Below are 19,505 nucleotides of genomic sequence, written 5' to 3'. Positions count from 1 at the left end.
AGACCACCCCTTCACTGGCTCAGGAAGCTGACGCCATTGGCACCGAGCGCCACACCGAGGTGATCCGCGACGGTTTCGCCGATGTCTGCATAGGTCTTGCGTCCGCCGATGGCATGGCCGGCAACACCAGGGCGCCAGCCCAGCACGGGCACGTGCTCTCGGGTGTGGTCCGTGCCGCGCCAGGTCGGATCGCAGCCATGGTCGGCTGTCAGGATCAAAAGGTCGCCGGGCAGCATCTTCGCCATGATTTCCGGCAGGCGGGCGTCGAAACGCTCGAGCGCTGCCGCATAGCCCGGCACGTCGCGGCGGTGGCCATAAAGAGAATCGAAGTCGATCAGGTTGGTGAAGACAAGATCGCCGTCCTTTGCCTCGTCCATCGCCACCAGCGTCTTGTCGACGAGTTGGTCGTTACCGGCGCCCTTCAGCACCTTGGCCACGCCCTGATGGGCGAAGATGTCGGAGATCTTGCCAACGCCGATCACCGTACGACCGGCTGCCGTCAGCCGGTCGAGGAGGGTCGGCTCGGGCGGCAGCACCGAATAGTCGCGCCGGTTGGCGGTGCGCTCGAACGTGGCCGACGTCTCGCCCAGGAACGGGCGCGCGATGACGCGGCCGATGTTGAACGGGTCGATCAGCCGGCGGGTGATCTCGCAGACCTGATAAAGGCGCTCAAGACCGAAATGCGCCTCGTGCGCAGCGATCTGCACCACGGAATCGGCCGAGGTGTAGAAGATCGGCTTGCCCGTGCGGATGTGCTCCTCGCCAAGCTCGGCGATGATCTCGGTGCCGGAAGCATGCTTGTCGCCGATGATGCCCGGCAGTCCGGCCTCGGCGACGATTTCGGCGATCACATCGGCCGGGAAGGTCGGGATGGTCGGCGGGAAGTACCCCCAGTCAAAACGCACGGGCACACCGGCGATTTCCCAGTGACCGGACGGGGTGTCCTTGCCGTTGGAGACTTCCGCCGCATAGCCCCACAGGGCTTCCGGGATGACGTCCAATGTGAGGCCGGGAACCGGCTGGCCCGTCGACAGCTGTGCCGCTGCGCCGAGGCCGAGACGCGACATGTTGGGCAGGGTCAGCGGTCCGGAGCGCAAGCCTGCCTTGTCCCCTTCTCCGGCAGCACAGCGGGCCGCGATGTGACCCAGCGTGTCAGAACCTGCATCACCAAAACGGGCCGCATCTTCTGCGCCGCCGATGCCGAAACTATCGAGCACAACGAGTATGGCGCGGGGCATTTCCTTAGTCCTTTCATCGTGAGGCGCTTGCCTCGGACGGTCTAGCGTGCTTGCGCGGCTACGGCTTACGCCGTTCACCCCCACCCCTAGCCCCTCCCCTCAAGGGGGAGGGGAACAGGCTGCGGCGAGTGGCTCGGCAATCAACCCTAGCACCGGAAGTTCCCCTCCCCCTCGTGGGGAGGGGTTAGGGGTGGGGGGAGACACCGGCACAGCGCCTATGGCGCGATTGCATTTCCGGTCGCACAGCGCCTAGGGCGCAATGGATCTCTCTGTCGCATTGCGCCTAAGGCGCAACGGCATTGACCTGTTGCATCGCGCCTACGGCGCAATGCGGGCAGCCACAATCCGGTTGTCCGGGACCGCATTGGCGTCGCCGGTGACATAGGCGGCGTTGAGGGCAGCGGCGGCCTTGCGGGCGGCGTCCTCGCTGGCGGCATGGACGATGGCAATCGGGCTGTCGGCATCGACCGTATGGCCGATACCGGCCAGCTCGGTGAAGCCGACGGACGGGTCGATGATGGCGGCGGCCGTGCGGCGGCCGCCGCCCAGTTCCACCACCGCCACACCAACGGCGCGGGCATCGACGCCAATCACGGTGCCGGGACGCTCTGCATAGACCGGGGCGACCACCGGGGCCTTGGCGAGGTACAGTTCCGACTTTTCCATGAAGTCGGCCGGACCACCCAGCGCGGTGACCATCTCGGCGAATTTCTCGGCCGCACGCCCGCTCTCGAAGGCAGCGCGCATCTGCTCGCAGCCCTCTTCGGCCGTGGCTGCGAGACCGCCGGTTGCGAGCAGCTCGCCGCCCTGAGCGACGGTGACATCCCACAGGCGGCTGTCGATGGCAGTGCCCTTCAGGAAGTCGACGGCGTTCAGCATCTCGACGGCGTTGCCGGCGGCGGAGGCCAGCGGTTCGTTCATGTCGGTGAGCAGCGCAGTGGTCTTGAGACCGGCACCATTGGCGACGAGCACAAGGCTTTCGGCGAGCTTGCGTGCGTCTTCAAGCGTCGCCATGAAGGCCCCGGAGCCCCATTTCACATCGAGCACCAGGCCCTGCAGACCCGCCGACAGCTTCTTCGACAGGATCGAGGCGGTGATGAGGTCGATGCTCTCCACCGTGCCCGTCACGTCACGGATGGCATAGAACCGCTTGTCCGCCGGAGCGAGGTCACTGGTCTGGCCGATGACGGCGCAACCGACGTCTTTCACCACCTTGCGGAACAACTCGTTGTCCGGCTGGGTCCTGTAGCCCGGAATGCTGTCGAACTTGTCGAGCGTGCCGCCGGTGTGGCCAAGGCCACGGCCGGAGATCATCGGCACGGCCGCGCCGCAGGCGGCCAGCGCTGGTGCCAGCATCAGCGAGACGTTGTCGCCGACGCCGCCAGTCGAATGCTTGTCCAGCACGGGTGCATCGACATCGGACCAATCCAGCACCGTGCCGCTGTCCCGCATGGCAAGCGTGAGCGAAACGCGCTCATCGATGGTCAGGCCACGGAAGAAGATCGCCATGGCCAGCGCCGAGACCTGCCCCTCGGTGACACCACCGCTGGCCAGACCCTTGACGAAAAACCCGATTTCCTCGCGGCTGAGCTGGCCGCCGTCCCGCTTCTTGCGGATGATTTCCTGGGCGAGCATGTCAGTATCCTTCGCGTGCGGAACCCGTTCCGCCCTTGATCACGTCGAGAAGCGCATCGAGCAGGCCGCTGGCGCCGAAGCGGAAGGTCGCGGCCGTGGCCCAGTTAGGCCCGAGGATTCGGTCGGCCAGCGCCAGATAGGCGACGGCATCGTCCAGCGTGCGGATGCCGCCAGCGGGCTTGAAGCCGACCGGGCGGCCGTGATCGCGGCGGGTTTCCTCGATGACGGTGAGCATGATCTCCGCCGCCTCGAGCGTGGCATTGACCTTCACCTTGCCGGTGGAGGTCTTGATGAAATCAGCCCCGGCGGCAATCGCCACCTGCGAGGCCTGATGAATGAGCAGCGGGTCGCCGATTTCGCCGGTCTCCAGGATCACCTTGAGCTGGGCAGGTACCGGAATGGCCGCCTTGACGCGGATGATCTGCTCCTCGGCAAAGCCACGGCGGCCGGCCACGAAGGCGCGGTAGGGCATGACAAGGTCGATCTCGTCGGCCCCGTCAGCGATGGCCTGCTGCGTCTCGCGGACGACCGCGGCGGTGTCATCGCCGCCGGCAGGGAAGTTCACCACCGTTGCGACCTTCACGCCGGTGCCGGTCAGGCGCGCCTTCGAGCGGGCGACAAAGGCCGGATAGACGCAGACGGCGGCGACCGTGCCATGTGGCGTCACGGCGCGGGCGCAAAGCGCGTCGATGTCGGCATCCGTGCAGCCGTCGTTGAGGTTGGTCAGGTCAACCAGCGCCAACGCGCGGGCCGCAAGTACGGCGGAAGCAGACTGGTCAGCCATGGGCGATCTCCTTCACGAAGCCGCGCACCAGGCGCTTCATGCGGTCCATGCCGAGCTTGGCGACCGACTTGGTTTCGTCATGGGACAGGCCATGCGCCTGCATTCCGGCGCCGAGATTGGTGATGATCGACATGGCGGCAACGCGCATCCCGAGGAAGCGACCCATGATCACCTCCGGTACGGTGGACATGCCAACCGCGTCAGCGCCCAGCATGCGGGCCATGCGGATTTCGGCCGGCGTCTCGAAGGACGGGCCGGAGAACCACATGTAGACGCCCTCGGCGAGGTGTTCGCCCTGGTGTTTTGCAGCCCGGTGCATGGCCGCCCGCAGTTCCAGATCATAGGCGGTGGTCATGTCGAGGAAGCGCTTCTCGTCTTCCTCGCCAATCAGCGGATTGAGGCCGGACCAATTGATGTGATCGGTGATCAGCATCGGATGGCCGGGGGCGACTTCCTCACGCAGGGAGCCGGCCGCATTGGTAGCAAACAGGATCTCGCAGCCGAGCGCCTTCAGCGTCTCGACCGGGGTGCGCATGATCGAGGGGTTGCCGCTTTCATAGTAATGTGCGCGCCCCGACAGGATGACGACCGGAACGCCGTGCATGGTGCCAGCCACCAGTTCGCTGCCATGCGAGGACACGGTCGAGACCGGGAAGCCCGGGAGTTTCGAATAGGGAATATGCACGGCATCTTCCAGCTCGCCGGCGAGTTCGCCGAGGCCGGAACCGAGGATCATGCCAATGCGATAGGTGCCCGGACGGGCAGCGCGGACTACTGCCGCGCAATCGTGACCAGAGCCGCTCATGGGTCTCATCGTCCTTATGCTCAAGGGATCAGGCCGCCGGCCGCCTCAGTCGTGAAGCGCGAAGCCGGCGGGCAGAAGTTCGTCAATGGTGAAGGTGCGGCGAATGCCGTCGAGGTTGGCGATGTGGACCTTGACCGACCCGGCGCCGAACTCCTTCAGCTTCTGGCGGCAGCCGCCGCAAGGGGTGCAGAGTGCCGCGTCGGCGACGACGACCACCTCGGCAATGCGCTGCTCGCCGGAGAGGACCATGGCTGATATTGCCCCGGCCTCGGCGCAGACACCTTCCGGATAGGCCGCGTTCTCGACATTGCAGCCGGGCACGATGTGGCCGCCGTCGGTCAAGAGGGCCGCGCCGACCTTGAAGTTGGAATAGGGGGCGTAGGCGTTTTCGCGTGCAGTCTTGGCCGCAGCGAACAGTTCGTCGAGGCGGCTCATGTGCGCTCCTTCAGATAGGGAATGCCGCTGGCCTTCGGCGGGATCGCCTTGCCGATGAAGCCGGCGAGCAGGATGACCGTGAGAACGTAGGGCAGCGCCTGGAACACCTGCACCGGCACTTCGCCGATCCAGGGGATGGACTGGCCCTGCATGCGGATCGCAGTCGCATCGAGGAAACCGAACAGCAGGCAGGCCAGCATGGCATTGACCGGCTTCCACTTGGCAAAGATCAGCGCGGCGAGCGCGATGAAGCCCTTTCCGGCTGTCATATCCTTGATGAAGCCGGACGACTGGGCAATCGCGAGATAGGCACCCGCCATGCCGCACAAGACACCGCAGATGATGACGGCGCGGTAGCGCAGGAAGGTGACCGAGATGCCGGCCGTGTCCACAGCAGCCGGGTTCTCGCCGACCGCCCTCAGGCGCAGGCCGAAGCGGGTGCGGAACAGCACCCACCAGGTAAAGGGCACGGCGAGGAAAGCGAGATAGACCAGAGCGTTGTGGCCAGAAATCAGACCAGAATAGATCGGACCGAGTACAGGCACGGTCGCAAGCTCGTTGGCGAAGGGCAAGGTGATTTCGAGGAAACGGCCTCCTCCGGACAGGGACGGAGTGCGCCCGCCTTGTCCGAACCAGGCCTGGCCGAGCAGAGCCGTCAGCCCGGCAGCAAGGAAGTTGATGGCGACACCTGACACGATCTGGTTGCCACGATGGGTGATCGAGGCAAATCCATGGATGAGCGACAGGCCCACCGCCACCATGATGCCCGCGAGGAGACCGGCCCAGGCGTTTGCGGTGAGAAAAGCGACACAGGCCGCTCCGAAGGCCGCGCCAAGCATCTTGCCTTCAAGGCCGATATCGACCACGCCCGAACGCTCGGAGTAGAGACCCGCGAGACAGGCAAGCAGCAGCGGGGTCGACAGGCGCACCGTACTGTCGAGGATGAGGATCAGGCTTTCGAGCATCTCTGCCTCCTCACTTGGCAACAGTTGCAGGCGCGGCGGAGGCCGGCGTGCGGGCGAAGGTGAAGATCCGCACCAGCGTCGGCCGGAACATATATTCCAGTGCACCGGCGAAGAGGATCACCAGGCCCTGGATGACGAGGATCATGTCGCGGGTCACGGCCGGGATCTCAAAGGCGAGTTCGGCGCCGCCCTGGTAGAGCATGCCGAACAGGACGGCGGCGAGCACAATGCCGACCGGATGGCCGCGCCCCATCAGCGCGACGGCGATGCCGACGAAGCCATATCCCGAAACGAATTCGATCAGCAGGCGGTGCTGCGAGCCCATGATCTCGTTGATCGCCATCATGCCGGCGAGGCCGCCGGAGATCATCATGGTGATGATGATGATGCGGGCGGGCGAGATACCGGCATAGACGGCCGCCGTCGCATTGGCGCCCAGGGTGCGGATGGCATAGCCAAGGCGGGTACGCCAGATCAAGAGCCAGACGCCGAAGGCCGACAGCAACGCCAGAATCAGCGATAGGTTGACCGGCGCAGTGCCGAAATCAAAGAAGGGGAAGACGTCATTCAGCATCGGCAACCGGCCGCCATCCGCGAAGGTGCGGGTTTCCGGCTGCATCGAGCCATCCTTGCCGATGACGTTGACCAGCAGATAGACCATCATCGAGGCGGCGATGAAGTTGAACATGATCGTCGTGATGACCACGTGGCTGCCACGCTTTGCCTGCAGCCAGGCCGGAATAAAGGCCCATGCGGCCCCTGCTGCGGCAGAGCCAATGATCACGAAAGGCAGTGTCACCCACCAGGGCACGATGCGGTCAAGCAGCAGGCAGGCGGCCGCAACGCCGAGGCCGCCGACATAGGCCTGACCTTCACCGCCGATGTTGAACAGACCGGCATGGAAGGCCACGGCGACAGCAAGGCCGGTGAAAATGAAGTTGGTGGCGTAGAACAGCGTGAAGCCGATGCCTTCGCCGAAGCCGAGCGAGCCCCAGAGCAGGATCTGGACAACCTCGATCGGGTTCTCGCCGATGATGAGCACGACGAGACCGGAGACCAGGAAGGCGGCGGTCAGGTTCAGCAGTGGAATAAGGCCGAGATCGGCCCAGCGCGGTAGTTGTCCGGCACTCATGCGGCGTCTCCCTGTCGCGAGGCGGCGGCACTGGCGTCGTCGACACCGGCCATGAGCAGCCCAATTTCGCCCTCACCGGCCGACGGCAGGCGCTCGCCGACGATGCGGCCATCGAACATCACCAGCACACGGTCGGACAGGGAGCGGATCTCGTCCAGTTCCACCGACACGAGCAGGATCGCCTTGCTGGCATCGCGCAATTCGACGATGCGCTTGTGAATGAACTCGATGGCGCCGATGTCAACGCCGCGCGTCGGCTGGCCGATCAGCAGCACGGACGGATCGCGTTCGATCTCCCGCGCCAGCACGATCTTCTGCTGGTTGCCACCCGAGAAATTCGCCGTCTTCAGCATCGGATTGGGTGGGCGTATGTCGTATTTGGCGATCTCGCCCTTCGCGGCTTCCTTGATCGCGGCCAGATTCAGGAACGGGCCCTTCGCATAGGCCGGGTCATTATGGTAACCGAGAATCGCGTTTTCATACTCGGCAAAGGACGTCACCAGTCCCATACGATGCCGGTCTTCGGGCACATGGCCGACGCTCTTGGCGCGCATGCCGGATGCATCGACCGGATGATGGGCCAGATCCAGCACCTCGCTGCCGATGGTGACAGTGCCGGACTTCGGGCGGCGGATGCCGGCCAGTGTCTCCAGCAGTTCGGACTGGCCATTGCCAGACACGCCGGCAATGCCGACAATCTCGCCGGCGCGGACCTCGAAGGACACGTTCTTGACGACAGTCACGCCGCGCGCATCGGTGACAGTGAGATTTTCAACCTTGAGCACCGGCGCGCCCGGTGCCGCATCGCCCTTGTCGACGGTGAGCAGGACACGGCGGCCGACCATCAACTCGGCCAGCTCTTCCATGCTGGTCTCCGACGTCTTGCGCGTGGCGACAATTTCGCCGCGGCGCATGACGGAGACGGTGTCGGTGATGGCCATGATCTCGCGCAGCTTGTGCGTGATCAGGAGCACGGTCTTGCCCTGGTTCTTCAGTACCTCAAGGATGCGGAACAGATGATCGGCCTCGGCCGGCGTCAGTACGCCGGTTGGCTCGTCAAGGATCAGGACCTCTGCGCCACGGTAGAGCGCTTTCAGGATCTCCACCCGCTGCTGCAGGCCGACAGGCAGATCCTCGATCAGCGCATCCGGATCAACCTTCAGGCCGTAGTCGGCATCGAGACGAGCCAGTTCCTTGCGCGCCTTGTCGCTGCCACGGGACAGGAAGGTGCCGTCCTCGGCACCGAGGATGATGTTTTCGAACACGCTGAACGTGTCGACCAGCATGAAATGCTGATGCACCATGCCGATGCCAAGCGAGATGGCTGTCTTGGAATCGCTGATCGATACAACCTTGCCATCGACCAGAATGTCTCCGCTATCGGCATTGTAGAAGCCGTAGAGAATGGACATCAGGGTCGACTTGCCGGCCCCGTTCTCGCCAATGATGCCATGGATCGAGCCTTTGCCGACGACGAGATCAATGTTCTTGTTGGCGTGAACGGCCCCGAAAGACTTGTTGATCTTGCGAAGCTCGATAGCTGGGGTCATGGGTGCTCCCGGGCGCTTGGCGTCAGACACCGGTCCGGCGTGATGGCATGCGCCCGGCTGTCAGGCGCGACGAGATAAACTGCGGCGAGGGGGCGCGCCGGCAACCGGCGCGCCCGATCTGTTCCTGTCCGTTCAGAACGGGCAGGACTTGTCGGCCATGTAGTCATGGACCTTGATGGTGCCGGAGATGATGTCGGCCTTGGCCTTCTCCACCGCAGCCTTCATGTCGTCGCTGATCAGGGCTGCGTTGTGCTCGTCGTAGGCATAGTCAACACCGCCTTCTGCCAGACCAAGGACTTCGACGCCCGAAGTCCAGTTGCCGGTCATGGAATCTGAGAAAGCCTTGTTCACAGCGACGTCGACGCGCTTCAGCATCGAGGTCAGGACCTGGCCCGGATGCAGGGCGTTCTGGTTGCTGTCGACGCCGATGCCGAGCTTGCCGGCGTCAGCTGCGGCCTGCAGGACACCGATGCCGGTTGCACCCGCAGCGTGATAGACGACGTCCGCACCGCGGTCGAACTGGGACTTGGCGAGTTCGCCGCCCTTGACCGGATCATTCCAGGCCGCACCGGTGGTGCCGGTCATGTTTTCGAATACTTCGGCGCTGGCGTTGGTGGCCTTCACGCCCTGCTTGTAGCCGCAGGAGAACTTCGAGATCAGCGGAATGTCCATGCCGCCGACGAAGCCGACCTTGCCGGACTTGGAGGCCATCGAGGCCAGCACGCCAACGAGGAAGGACCCTTCGTGTTCCTTGAACACGACCGAACGCACATTCGGCAGGTCGACGACCATGTCAACAATGGCGAACTGGATGTCCGGGAACTCCTTGGCGACCTTCTCGACCGCATTCGCCTGCGAGAAACCAATGGCAACGATCGGGTTCTGGCCGCGCTTGGCGAAGTTGCGCAGCGCCTGTTCACGCTGAGCGTCGTTCTGGATCTCGAAGTCGCGGTATTCGACGCCGGTTTCCTTCTTGAACTGCTCGGCGCCGGTGTAGGCAGCTTCGTTGAACGACTTGTCGAACTTGCCGCCCAGATCGTACAGAACTGCCGGCTTGATATCAGCCGCCTGCACAGCACCAGAGATCGCAAGTCCAGCGAATGCCGCGCTGATCATCAGAAACTTTTTCACGCTTCAATCCTCCGACTAGAGAGACGGCCCCGATGGCCGGTCCCGATTACTTCCCCACAAGCGGCCCCGCCCCCGGATAAGCCGGCGGACGTCGGCCTCTCAACTGATCCGGTCGCGCAGGGCCCTTGCAAGGGTTTCATCCGCGACAAGATCGGTAATGACGCCCGTGCGCAATGCGGCAAGCGTTGCATCCGCCTTGCCCTCACCGCCCACCAGCGCAATTACGCGCGCGCCCCGCACTTCCTCGAAATGCAGCCCGACCGCGACATCGGCCAGTGAACTCGGCGCATGACGACCGTCCAATGACACGAAGCGCCCCATCAGGTCACTTACCGCATTGGACCGGCGCAAGCCCTCCTGATCCGTCTTGTTGATCATTCCGCGCTGCACCAGGTGGCCTTCGTTGTCGATCGAGCCGATGCCGACCACAAACACATTCGACCGGCGCGCACGCTCCAGCAAGTCCTGCACGCTGCGCTGGCCAAGGAACATGTCGCGCTCCTCGACACTCTCGGCGAAATAGGGCACGGGCAGAAAATACCCTTCGCCGCCGGTGCGCTCGGCGAGTTGCTGCACCACGTCATAAGGGTTGGCCGACAGCTTGCGCATCAGCGAGCCGGAAATCGAGATGACGGAGAGGTTCGGCCGGTGGATGCGCGGCATCGCGGCTACGGCCGCCTTGAGCGTGCGCCCCATGCCAACGCCAACGCCCACCACCTCCGGCGCCGACAGCACAGACGCAAGATAGGGCCCGGCCACTGATGCGACCGCGCGGATGGCCGTCGCTGGATCAGAGCCGCCAAGATCCGGTGCGATGATGCAGGTCGACAGACCGAAGGCTTTGGTGAAACGCTCTTCAAGCTCCAGACACTCGATAGGGCGCCCATCGATTTGGAACCGGATCAGGCCTTCCTTTTGCGCGTGGGCAATCAACCTGTGCACCTTGGCCGGCGACACACCAAGCCGGGCGGCAATGTCGCCCTGCGTGCATCCGCCGACAAAGGACAGCCAGGCCGCCCTGATCGACAAATAGGTGGTCCAGTCCTCGTCCTGCACTGCCTCGCCCCGTCCCGGGCCTTTTGCCCGATCTCCCGCCAGTTGCTCCGGCGTGTTGCGCGATGAAAATTTCTTCACCGGCTGAGAATTTCTTCAGAGAGATTGCCCGCACATATCGGCTTCGTCAAGCGGATAAAGGCCTCGACACGCCGCAATCTCAAGCCATTTCGAGCCTGAAGCCACCCTGCACATGCCGTTGGCATGCTGCCTTACGGACAGGCAGATATTGCCGGGCAAAATTGCAGAAAACCACAAACCCGGCAATTTTTGCCGAGCTTCAGGGCAAAAATTGCCGATCTCGTAAAAAAGCGCAATATGTGCACTCATTGATTTGCCGGCATATTCCTGCCGGCTAATTTTCTGGCACGCGTTTTGCTATGAATATTCCATGCGCCAGCTAATCGAATGTCGAGGAGCTGCGTAAGGTATCGGCTGTTCTAGAAATTAACTGGACCTTTAGCCGCAACAAGAACGATGAACAAGGGAGGCGTGGGTATCGGCTTCGGCCAGGCAAGGAGAACAACCATGCGTCTCACGCTGTGCACAAACCAGAAGACCATTCTCACCGGCCTGTTTGCGACGGTGATGCTTGCAATGACCCCAATTACCGCTGCGGCGTTTGACCGATCGCTGCCGCGCAGTCTCGCGGCCTATGACCCGGCCGCCGAGGTGGATGTCGAACTTGTTCTGGCTGTCGACATCTCCCAGTCCATGGATACGGACGAGCAGGAAATCCAGCGCGCCGGCTATGTCGCGGCCATCACATCGCAGGAAGTCCTGGACGCCATCAAGTATGGCCCGACCGGCCGGATCGCCGTCACCTATTTCGAATGGGGCGGGGTCGGCGAGCACTTTACGGTGGCCGACTGGACCATCATCGAAGACGGCACGACCGCCGCAGCCTTCGCAGCCCGCATTGCCGAGGCTCCCATTCGTCAGGTGCAGCGGACATCCATCTTCTCTGCACTCGAGAAATCGGCACAGCTCGTCAGCGGCAACAAGTACCAAGGCATGCGCAAGGTCATCGATATCTCCGGCGACGGCCCGAATAACCAGGGCGGAACCGTCACCGAGATGCGCGACAAGGTCATCGCCGCCGGGATCACCATCAACGGCCTGCCGCTGATGATGAAATCGGAGACCTCGGCCTGGCAGGCCATGCTGCACCTCGATCACTACTATGAGGACTGCGTGATCGGTGGACCGGGGTCGTTTGCCATTCCGGTGCGGTCCAAGGAAGGGTTCGCGGATGCCATCCGCATGAAACTCGTGCTTGAGATCGCGGGACTGATGGAAAGCCAGCCGCAGGTGATCCCGGCAGCGGCACGCAAGCCTGTCAGTTGCGCCCTGTTCGACTGACCGCTCACGCAAACGCGATTTTGCCGCAGCCGGATACCGGCCGACACTAAACCCGAGGCCGTCTCCCGCGGCCCCGGCAGGCTGGGCAAGAGGCGGCATGACGGACAGACCAGAACGACAGGCACTCGGAGGAACCGGCAACACCGGTGTGCAGCGGGTGCGTGCGCCCGGCGAACAGCCCTGCGGCAGAACGCCGGCTCGCGGCAAGGTAAAGTACCTTCAGTCGTTGATCATGGGTCTCGGCCTTCTCGCCTTTGGAACAGGTTTTCAGGCCGCTTCAGCGCAACCCATTCCAGAAGAAGTGGATGTGGCGCTGGTCCTTGCGGTCGACATTTCCTACTCGATGGACATGGATGAACTCGCCCTGCAGCGCAGCGGTTACCGGGCAGCCATTACTTCGGATGAGGTGATGCAAGCCATCGCCGGCGGGCTGACGGGAAAGATCGCAGTCCTCTATCTGGAATGGGCCGGCAGCGAATCCCAGGCCATCCTGGTGGACTGGCATGTGATCAGCTCACCGCAAGACGCTGCAAACTTCGCAGCAGCACTCGCCGAGACGCCCGTGCGGCGGGCCTATAGAACCGCTATCGGCGATGCTCTCCTGTATTCCGCCGCCCAGTTCGACCGCATGCCTGTCGCGGCGATGAAACGGGTCATCGATGTCTCCGGGGACGGGCCCAACAATCAAGGCACATTTGCACCGGTGGCGCGGGACGAGGTGATCGCCAAAGGCATCGTCATCAACGGCCTGCCGCTGCAACTCAAGCTCCGCAGCAGCAGCTGGTCCGACATGGACAATCTTGACGTCTATTACGAGACCTGTGTCATCGGTGGCCCTGGAGCCTTTGTCGTGCCAGTGCGCGGCGCGGACCGGTTCGCCGAGGCGATCCGTCGCAAGCTTGTGCTTGAGATCGCCGGAACGCCGCCATCAGAGGAGACTGCAAGGGTTATCCGCGCCGCAACCGGCATCGATCCCTTGTGCCTGGAGGGCGAGCGCAGATGGCAAATGCGCAACCGCTACGAAGACCAGTAAGACCGGCCCGACGACACATTCCGCACTCTGGCAAAGCCTGCGTCTTGGAAGATACTGCTCGTGCTTTGCGTTTGCCACGTGAAATGGCTAATGCTGTGGCGAAGCACTGAGATCGGGCCTCTCGGCCCAGTGACACGGGAGTTTTTTGGCATGGAGCCAGATCGCACGGAGCGCCCTGTACAAAAGCCGGTACTGGCACTCGTGGCGCATGACGCGAAGAAGGACATGATCGTCGCCTTCGCCGAACGCAACCGCGACAAGCTTTCTGCCTTTCGTCTCGTGGCAACCGGGACCACAGGCGGCCGGGTCAAGGCGGCCTGTCCGGAACTGGACGTGACCGCCCTCAAAAGCGGTCCTCTCGGCGGTGACCAGCAAATTGGTGCCATGATTGCCGAAGGGCAGCTAGACGGCCTTTTGTTCCTTGCCGACCCCTTGTCACCAATGCCGCATGATGTCGATGTCAAAGCGCTGATGCGCCTGGCCCTCGTCTATGACATCCCGATGGCGCTGAACCTGTCGACGGCAGAGATCCTGCTACGTTCCGCGCGGCTGACCGGCCTTGCGACGTCCTCCACCACGCCCCAGATTGCGGATCTGCGTTCATGAGCCTGACTTCCTCGCGCCCGCGCGGCTTTCGGTTTCCAGTCCTGGTCGGCGATGTGGGCGGAACAAATGCCCGATTTGCGCTGGTGATGGATGCCATCCAGCCAGCGATCCCGCTGCCGTCTGTCGCTACGGCAGATTTCCCGGACATCACTGCTGCCATTCGCGCCTCCATCGCAGAGGCAAAAGCGCCGCAGCCCAGAAGCGCCGTCATCGCCGTCGCTGGTCCGGTCACCGGAGACCGGATCCCGCTGACCAACGCGCATTGGGTGGTCGAGCCGCTAAAGATGATCGACGTGCTCCAACTGGAAGATGTGGTCATCCTGAATGATTTCGAGGCGCAGGCGCTTGCCCTGCCCGGCCTGGCCGGATCGGATGTCGAGCAGATCGGCAGCGGCAGCGCGCTCGCCGGGGCTTCCAAATTCGTTCTTGGGCCCGGCACGGGGCTCGGCGCGGCAGCGATGATCCATGCGGCCGATACCTGGATCCCGGTCCCCGGCGAAGGTGGCCATGTGGAACTGGGGCCGGTGACGGATGCCGATTTCGAGATCTGGCCGCACGTGGAGCGGGTGGAAGGACGGGTTGGTGCCGAGCAGTTGTTGTCCGGTACCGGGCTGCCGATGTTGGCCCGCGCTGTCGCGACTGCACGCAAGATGGATCGCAATTTCAGTCGTGGCGCCGAAATCACGAGGGCAGCCAGCGAGGGCGACCCTGTCGCTGTCGAGACATTGCAGATGTTCGCCCGATGCCTTGGACGGGTGGCAGGCGACTTTGCCCTCACCGTTCTTGCGCGCGGCGGCGTCTATATCACCGGCGGTGTTACATCCTATATCGCGGACTACCTGAAGGATGGCGGCTTCCGGGCCGCCTTCGAGGCGAAGTCCCCCCACGCCGGGCTCATGGCGTCGATCCCGACGTTCCTCATTCGGCACTCGAACCCGGCACTGGAAGGGCTGGCTGCCTTTGCCCGGACGCCCGCCCTGTTTGCCGTGGGAACAGCCGGCCGACAGTGGACGCGGGCCGGGGCGCTGACCGTTCCGCACTGAGCCGGGGCCTTTCCGCGAAGAGCATGACCCTTGGCCCAGGCTGACGCACCGCTGCCCATCGATGCCGTGCTGCCGGATTTGCTGGCGGTGCTTCAGACGAACATGTCTGCCGTGCTGGTCGCAGAACCAGGCGCGGGCAAGACCACAAGGGTACCGCTGGCGCTGCTGGGTGCGAACTGGACCGACGGCCGCCGGATCCTCGTGCTGGAACCCCGCAGGTTGGCTGCCCGCGCGGCTGCGCGGCGCATGGCGGAAACGCTGGGAGAGGCGGTCGGCGAGACGGTCGGCTACCGGGTGCGCATGGACGCAAAGGTCTCGGCCCGCACGCGCATCGAAGTGGTCACCGAAGGTGTCTTCACCCGGATGATCCTCGACGAGCCGGAGTTGCCTGGCATCGCCTGCGTGCTCTTCGACGAATTCCACGAACGCTCGCTCGACGGCGACCTGGGCCTCGCGCTGGCGCTCGACGTGCAGGGCGCGCTGCGCGACGACCTGCGGCTGGTGCCGATGTCAGCGACGCTGGATGCGGCCTCCGTTGCGCGGCTGCTCGGCGATGCGCCGGTGATCGAGAGCAAGGGCCGCAGTTTCCCCGTCGAGACGCGCTACCTCGGCCGCAGCCCGGACGAGCGCATCGAGCCGCAGGTGGTCCGCGCCGTCCGCAAGGCGCTGGCCAAGGAAAGCGGGTCGCTGCTCGTCTTCCTGCCCGGGCAGGGCGAGATCCGCCGGGTGGCAGAGATGCTGGAGGGCCAGGTCGGCCCCACGATCCAGATCGCCCCGCTCTATGGCGCGCTCGACGGCAAGGCACAGGATCTGGCGATCCGGCCGGCAGGGCCCGGCCTGCGCAAGGTGGTGCTGGCCACCGCCATCGCCCAGACCTCGCTGACCATCGAGGGGGTGCGGGTCGTCATCGACAGCGGACTGTCACGGGTGCCGCGCTATGAGCCGCAGACCGGGCTGACGCGGCTGGAAACGGTGCGCGTCGCGCGCGCCACCGCCGACCAGCGGCGCGGCCGCGCCGGGCGAACCGAACCGGGCGTCTGCTACCGGCTGTGGGACGAGGCGCAGACGCAGGCGCTGGCCGCCGCCGAGCGGCCCGAAATCCTCGAAGCGGATCTTTCCTCACTGCTGCTGGACCTGGCCGCCTGGGGCACGAGCGATCCGGCCAGCCTGAGCTTTCCCGACCTGCCTCCCGCCGCCGCGCTGCAGGAAGCACGCAGCCTGCTGCAGGGCTGTCACGCGCTGGACGCTGCCGGCCGGTTGACGCCGCATGGCAAACGCCTCGCCCGGCTGCCGCTCGCGCCGCGACTGGCGCACATGCTGGTGGAGGCGGAAGGGCTGGGCCTCGGCCGGCTCGCCGCCGATGTCGCCGCGATCCTGAGTGAGCCCGGTCTCGGTGGTCAGGATTTGGACCTGCGCGAGCGGGTGCGGCGCCTCAGGGCCGACGGCAGCCCGCGCGCCCGCGACGCACGGGCGCTCGCCTCCCGCTGGCGCGATCTGGCCGGACGAAGCCGAGGAAGCCCGGATGTGGATCTGCCCGAACAGGCCGGCGAGGTGCTGGCGCTGGCCTATCCCGAGCGCGTCGCGCAGCAACGCGGCCAACGCGGCCGCTTCCGCCTTGCCAACGGGCGCGGGGCCGACATGCCGGAAGAGCTGGCGCTGGCCGCCGAAGCCTTCCTGGCCGTGGCCGACATCCAGGGCAAGGCGGCGAGCGGGCGCATCCTGCTGGCCGCCCCGCTCGGCCTTGATGACATCGAGACGCTGTTTGCCGCCGACATCACCGAGGAAGACGAGGTGAAGCTGGAGCCTTCCGGCGCCGTGCGCGCACGCCGGGTGCGGCGGATGCGGGCGCTGGAACTGGCGAGCCGCCAGATCAGTGCCCCGGACCCGGCGCTGGTCACCGCCGCGCTGGTGGAGGAACTGGCGCGCCGGGGCGTCACGCGCCTGCCGTGGAGCAACGATCAGCTGCGGCTGCGTGCCCGGGCCAGCTTTGTCCGGGCCGCCGGCGAGACCACCCTGCCCGACCTGTCGGATGCGGCGCTGGGGGCAACGATGCAGGACTGGCTGGCGCCCTATCTGGCCGGCCGCAGCCGGGTCAGCGATGTCTCGTCCGAGGTGCTGGGCAACGCGCTGGCGGGGCTCCTCGGCTATGGCGGCGCGGCGGAGCTGGACCGGCTGGCCCCCTCGCATTTCACGGCCCCGACCGGCTCCAGCGTGCCGATCGACTACGGCTCGGAAGTCGGGCCGACGATCTCGATCCGGGTGCAGGAGCTGTTCGGTCTGAAACAACACCCTTCGGTGGCCAATGGCCGTATTCACCTGACGCTGGAGCTCTTGTCGCCCGCGCAGCGGCCGATCCAGATCACGCGCGACCTCCCCGGCTTCTGGGCCGGGTCCTGGGCGGATGTAAAGAGCGAGATGAAGGGACGCTATCCGCGCCATCCCTGGCCTGACGATCCACACAGCGCGGAAGCCACCCGACGCGCAAAGCCGCGTGGAACATGAACGGACAGGTCTGGCGATACATGTGCAACCGTCATCGCCACCGCGAGACCACCGTGATAAGACACAAGCAATGATGGTTCCTGCCAAAAAGGAACCGCCCCGCAAGACAAGGATTTCACCATGACCGCGCTCGACGCTGCCAGCCTGATCGATGCCTTTACCGCCGGAGAAGGTTTTCCCGAAGACGCGGTGCAGGCTTGCCTTGACGCGCCCGAAGCCGCCAAGCCCGGTCTCATGGCCATCCTTGAAGACCGCGCCAATGGCGGAACGGGTCCCTTGAGCCAGCGCGATGCCAAAGGTGACGCGTGTTTCATCGCCCTGCATATCCTCGCCGACATTGATGCCAAGGAAGCCTTCGGCCCCTTGATGCAGCTGCTGCAGAGCGAGAACCTCGACCTTGAAGCCCTCTTTGGCGATGCCATGACCGAGACGATGGGACCGATCCTGATCGCTCTCAACAATGGCGACTATGGCCAGCTGGAAACCGGCTTCAGCAACAATGCAGTAGATGACTTTGCCCGCGATGCCATGATAGTGGCCTGGGCGCACGGCGTGATCAGCGGAGCTGTTGATCGGGACCATGCCCGCAAGCTTCTGGCGGACTTCCCGGTGGCGGTGAAGCCGGAGCCTGACAGCTTCATGTGGGGCACCTATGTGGCGGTCGCCGGCGATCTCGGCTTTGAGGACCTTGCGCCCACCATCGACGCGCTGTTCGAGAACGGCACCATCGCCATGGATGAAGGTGGCTTCCGTCCGGCCGACCCGGAAGACTTCGGCTATCATCTGGAAGCACTGAAGGTGTCGAACGAAGACGCCGAAGCCAAGGACCTGTGGCTGGCAACCAACCGCTACTATCCGTTCGAGGACACTATCGAAATGCTGGGCGACTGGTCCTGGGATGGCGATGAGGCCGAGTGGGAGGATGTTCCCATGCTGCTGGCCGCCGAAGACGATACGCCGTTCGACAAGAACTGAGATGTGCAATTGGCTGTCCCGGCTCAAGGCAGGGACAGCCGTGACTTTGGATGCCATGACGCGGCCTTGAGCCGCGTCCGGTCAGCTCATCCAGCGCAGGACCCGGCCACGCACCGGGTTCTGGAACTCCCGGCCCTCTGCCTGCGCATCCGCCCACTCGCGCTTGAGCTGCATCCACCAGCGGCCCTGGGTGTCGGCATCGTTGATCAGCATCAGCTTCGGATTGTATTCCAGCCCCTCGCGCTGCTGGATGACCACGCGCCGGTCCTGGCCGAGAAACACGTTCATCAGATGCCGCATCAGCGGCTTGAACGGGCCGATCCAGCCCATCGATGCCCAGAACATCTGACGGACCTCCGTCTCGTCCTCCGTGACCGGGGTGATGGTGGTGAGGCCGACGACGGAGTGCTTCGAGCCCTTGATATGCTCGATGCGCAGGCCCGGCAGGGCGTAGCGGATTTCGGTCGTCACGTCGTCGCCCAGCAGCTTGTAGGCGATGTTCTGCGGCGGCAGCTTGTGGCGCACCATAGCCCAGCCAAGCTCTGACGGCTCGAATTCCTTCCGCTTGGGACGCAGCTTGGTGGCGTTTTTCTTGAACCACCAGGATGTGTGCACGAAGGCGGCGTGGGTCGGATCCATCAAGCCCAGCGCCGCGTGGTCAACCGAACAGACGAACGGCTGCATGATATGCAGCGCCGGGCCGGTGGCGGCATCAAAGTCCGGCAGCATCGGCGGGCGCGGCTGGCGGCCGTCCTCCGGGCGCTCGCCCGCTGCGGAGAAATAGACCCAGATCAGGCCCTGCTGCTCGATCGCCGGATAGGCACCACAGGTGATCTTGGAGAAGTCGATGACCTGATCTTCATGGGTCGAGGGGATGTCGACGCAGACGCCGTCCGTATTGAAGCGCCAGCCGTGGTAGCAGCACTGGACGGTCTCGCCATCAAACTTGCCGTGGCGCAGCGGAATACCGCGATGCGGGCAGATATCGCGCAGGGCAAACACCTTGCCGGCCTTGTCGCGGCCAAGCAGCACCATGTCGCCCATCAGCTTCTTGCCGGTCATGGCGCCCGGCTTGATCTCGGCGCCAAGGCAGGCCACGTACCAGAGGCCGCGCAGCAGTTCCGCCTTCAGATTGTCCACGCGCTGATCTCCCAGACTGCCACACGGTTGGCTGCGCCCGCCGCAAGGAACGCGGCCGGTTGATGCGGATGTAGCCGGTCAGGCGAAGTCGCTCAAGAGGGCAGGCTGTCCGGTCA

General features: G+C 64.6%; 18 protein-coding genes. 6 read left to right on the top strand and 12 right to left on the bottom strand.

The genetic code is table 11. The features are described 5' to 3' along the window. Positions 1 to 11: 11 nt before the first annotated feature. From ACTIFE_RS04370 to ACTIFE_RS04320, 11 genes are all read right to left on the bottom strand, one after another. Positions 12 to 1,238, bottom strand: coding sequence for a phosphopentomutase (locus ACTIFE_RS04370; RefSeq protein WP_439527945.1), 1,227 nt, complete (start codon positions 1,236 to 1,238; stop codon positions 12 to 14). A gap of 318 nt (positions 1,239 to 1,556) precedes the next feature. Continuing rightward, the gene (gene deoA / locus ACTIFE_RS04365) at positions 1,557 to 2,873 is read right to left on the bottom strand and encodes a thymidine phosphorylase (RefSeq protein WP_439527944.1); all 1,317 of its coding nucleotides are present in this window, start codon (positions 2,871 to 2,873) and stop codon (positions 1,557 to 1,559) included. Between the two features lies 1 nt (position 2,874). Beyond that, complete coding sequence (gene deoC / locus ACTIFE_RS04360; protein WP_439527943.1) at positions 2,875 to 3,657, bottom strand: deoxyribose-phosphate aldolase; 783 nt, start codon at positions 3,655 to 3,657, stop codon at positions 2,875 to 2,877. Beyond that, complete coding sequence (locus ACTIFE_RS04355) at positions 3,650 to 4,462, bottom strand: purine-nucleoside phosphorylase (RefSeq protein WP_439527942.1); 813 nt, start codon at positions 4,460 to 4,462, stop codon at positions 3,650 to 3,652. The genes deoC and ACTIFE_RS04355 overlap by 8 nt, the downstream gene beginning before the upstream one ends. 45 nt (positions 4,463 to 4,507) lie before the next feature. After that, positions 4,508 to 4,897 (bottom strand): cytidine deaminase, encoded by a 390-nt coding sequence (gene cdd, locus ACTIFE_RS04350; protein WP_439527941.1) that lies wholly within the window; start codon positions 4,895 to 4,897, stop codon positions 4,508 to 4,510. After that, the gene (locus ACTIFE_RS04345; protein ID WP_439527940.1) at positions 4,894 to 5,862 is read right to left on the bottom strand and encodes an ABC transporter permease; all 969 of its coding nucleotides are present in this window, start codon (positions 5,860 to 5,862) and stop codon (positions 4,894 to 4,896) included. Before ACTIFE_RS04345 ends, cdd begins: the two co-directional genes overlap by 4 nt. Before the next feature lie 10 nt (positions 5,863 to 5,872). Next, positions 5,873 to 6,994 carry an ABC transporter permease gene (locus tag ACTIFE_RS04340; protein WP_439527939.1) on the bottom strand — a complete coding sequence of 374 codons (1,122 nt, stop codon included), beginning with the start codon at positions 6,992 to 6,994 and terminating at the stop codon, positions 5,873 to 5,875. Next, positions 6,991 to 8,544: an ABC transporter ATP-binding protein gene (locus ACTIFE_RS04335; RefSeq protein WP_439527938.1), complete on the bottom strand. Its 1,554-nt coding sequence runs from the start codon at positions 8,542 to 8,544 to the stop codon at positions 6,991 to 6,993. The genes ACTIFE_RS04340 and ACTIFE_RS04335 overlap by 4 nt, the downstream gene beginning before the upstream one ends. A 132-nt stretch (positions 8,545 to 8,676) precedes the next feature. Continuing rightward, positions 8,677 to 9,660 carry a BMP family lipoprotein gene (locus ACTIFE_RS04330; protein ID WP_439528006.1) on the bottom strand — a complete coding sequence of 328 codons (984 nt, stop codon included), beginning with the start codon at positions 9,658 to 9,660 and terminating at the stop codon, positions 8,677 to 8,679. A 114-nt stretch (positions 9,661 to 9,774) separates the two neighbouring features. Further along, the gene (locus ACTIFE_RS04325) at positions 9,775 to 10,809 is read right to left on the bottom strand and encodes a sugar-binding transcriptional regulator (protein WP_439527937.1); all 1,035 of its coding nucleotides are present in this window, start codon (positions 10,807 to 10,809) and stop codon (positions 9,775 to 9,777) included. Between the two features lie 15 nt (positions 10,810 to 10,824). Then, on the bottom strand, positions 10,825 to 11,058 hold the full coding sequence (locus ACTIFE_RS04320; RefSeq protein WP_439527936.1) for a hypothetical protein: 234 nt from the start codon (positions 11,056 to 11,058) through the stop codon (positions 10,825 to 10,827). Between the two features lie 198 nt (positions 11,059 to 11,256). Between ACTIFE_RS04320 and ACTIFE_RS04315 the strand changes: the two genes are divergently transcribed. The 6 genes from ACTIFE_RS04315 (at position 11,257) to ACTIFE_RS04290 (ending at position 18,249) form a co-directional block, all read left to right on the top strand. After that, positions 11,257 to 12,090, top strand: coding sequence for a DUF1194 domain-containing protein (locus tag ACTIFE_RS04315; protein WP_439527935.1), 834 nt, complete (start codon positions 11,257 to 11,259; stop codon positions 12,088 to 12,090). Positions 12,091 to 12,187: 97 nt separating this feature from the next. Beyond that, the gene (locus ACTIFE_RS04310; protein WP_439527934.1) at positions 12,188 to 13,123 is read left to right on the top strand and encodes a DUF1194 domain-containing protein; all 936 of its coding nucleotides are present in this window, start codon (positions 12,188 to 12,190) and stop codon (positions 13,121 to 13,123) included. 150 nt (positions 13,124 to 13,273) lie between these two features. After that, the gene (locus ACTIFE_RS04305) at positions 13,274 to 13,729 is read left to right on the top strand and encodes a methylglyoxal synthase (RefSeq protein WP_439527933.1); all 456 of its coding nucleotides are present in this window, start codon (positions 13,274 to 13,276) and stop codon (positions 13,727 to 13,729) included. Between the two features lie 2 nt (positions 13,730 to 13,731). Continuing rightward, a complete protein-coding gene (glk, locus tag ACTIFE_RS04300; RefSeq protein ID WP_439528005.1) occupies positions 13,732 to 14,772 on the top strand; it encodes a glucokinase in 1,041 nt (346 codons plus the stop codon). Positions 14,773 to 14,802: 30 nt separating this feature from the next. Then, positions 14,803 to 17,274, top strand: coding sequence for an ATP-dependent helicase HrpB (gene hrpB / locus ACTIFE_RS04295; protein WP_439527932.1), 2,472 nt, complete (start codon positions 14,803 to 14,805; stop codon positions 17,272 to 17,274). 120 nt (positions 17,275 to 17,394) lie between these two features. Beyond that, entirely contained in the window at positions 17,395 to 18,249 is an 855-nt protein-coding gene (locus ACTIFE_RS04290) for a DUF1186 domain-containing protein (protein WP_439527931.1), read from the top strand. Positions 18,250 to 18,330: 81 nt separating this feature from the next. On the opposite strand, the gene ACTIFE_RS04285 is transcribed toward ACTIFE_RS04290, so the two are convergent. Then, positions 18,331 to 19,389 (bottom strand): Rieske 2Fe-2S domain-containing protein, encoded by a 1,059-nt coding sequence (locus ACTIFE_RS04285; RefSeq protein ID WP_439527930.1) that lies wholly within the window; start codon positions 19,387 to 19,389, stop codon positions 18,331 to 18,333. Positions 19,390 to 19,505 lie beyond the last annotated feature (116 nt).

This window comes from Pannonibacter sp. (genome assembly GCF_051860505.1).
GTDB lineage: Bacteria > Pseudomonadota > Alphaproteobacteria > Rhizobiales > Stappiaceae > Pannonibacter.
Note: the sequence above shows the minus strand (reverse complement) of the source record. Positions and strands in the feature narration are given on the sequence as shown.

Excerpts from the sequence above, each read along its gene's own strand:
- ACTIFE_RS04370 (WP_439527945.1), bottom strand. The coding sequence starts at position 1,238 with ATGCCCCGCGCCATACTCGTTGTGCTCGATAGTTTCGGCATCGGCGGC.
- deoA (WP_439527944.1), bottom strand. The coding sequence starts at position 2,873 with ATGCTCGCCCAGGAAATCATCCGCAAGAAGCGGGACGGCGGCCAGCTC.
- deoC (WP_439527943.1), bottom strand. The coding sequence starts at position 3,657 with ATGGCTGACCAGTCTGCTTCCGCCGTACTTGCGGCCCGCGCGTTGGCG.
- ACTIFE_RS04355 (WP_439527942.1), bottom strand. The coding sequence starts at position 4,462 with ATGAGCGGCTCTGGTCACGATTGCGCGGCAGTAGTCCGCGCTGCCCGT.
- cdd (WP_439527941.1), bottom strand. The coding sequence starts at position 4,897 with ATGAGCCGCCTCGACGAACTGTTCGCTGCGGCCAAGACTGCACGCGAA.
- ACTIFE_RS04345 (WP_439527940.1), bottom strand. The coding sequence starts at position 5,862 with ATGCTCGAAAGCCTGATCCTCATCCTCGACAGTACGGTGCGCCTGTCG.
- ACTIFE_RS04340 (WP_439527939.1), bottom strand. The coding sequence starts at position 6,994 with ATGAGTGCCGGACAACTACCGCGCTGGGCCGATCTCGGCCTTATTCCA.
- ACTIFE_RS04335 (WP_439527938.1), bottom strand. The coding sequence starts at position 8,544 with ATGACCCCAGCTATCGAGCTTCGCAAGATCAACAAGTCTTTCGGGGCC.
- ACTIFE_RS04330 (WP_439528006.1), bottom strand. The coding sequence starts at position 9,660 with ATGATCAGCGCGGCATTCGCTGGACTTGCGATCTCTGGTGCTGTGCAG.
- ACTIFE_RS04320 (WP_439527936.1), bottom strand. The coding sequence starts at position 11,058 with ATGAGTGCACATATTGCGCTTTTTTACGAGATCGGCAATTTTTGCCCT.
- ACTIFE_RS04315 (WP_439527935.1), top strand. The coding sequence starts at position 11,257 with ATGCGTCTCACGCTGTGCACAAACCAGAAGACCATTCTCACCGGCCTG.
- ACTIFE_RS04310 (WP_439527934.1), top strand. The coding sequence starts at position 12,188 with ATGACGGACAGACCAGAACGACAGGCACTCGGAGGAACCGGCAACACC.
- ACTIFE_RS04305 (WP_439527933.1), top strand. The coding sequence starts at position 13,274 with ATGGAGCCAGATCGCACGGAGCGCCCTGTACAAAAGCCGGTACTGGCA.
- ACTIFE_RS04290 (WP_439527931.1), top strand. The coding sequence starts at position 17,395 with ATGACCGCGCTCGACGCTGCCAGCCTGATCGATGCCTTTACCGCCGGA.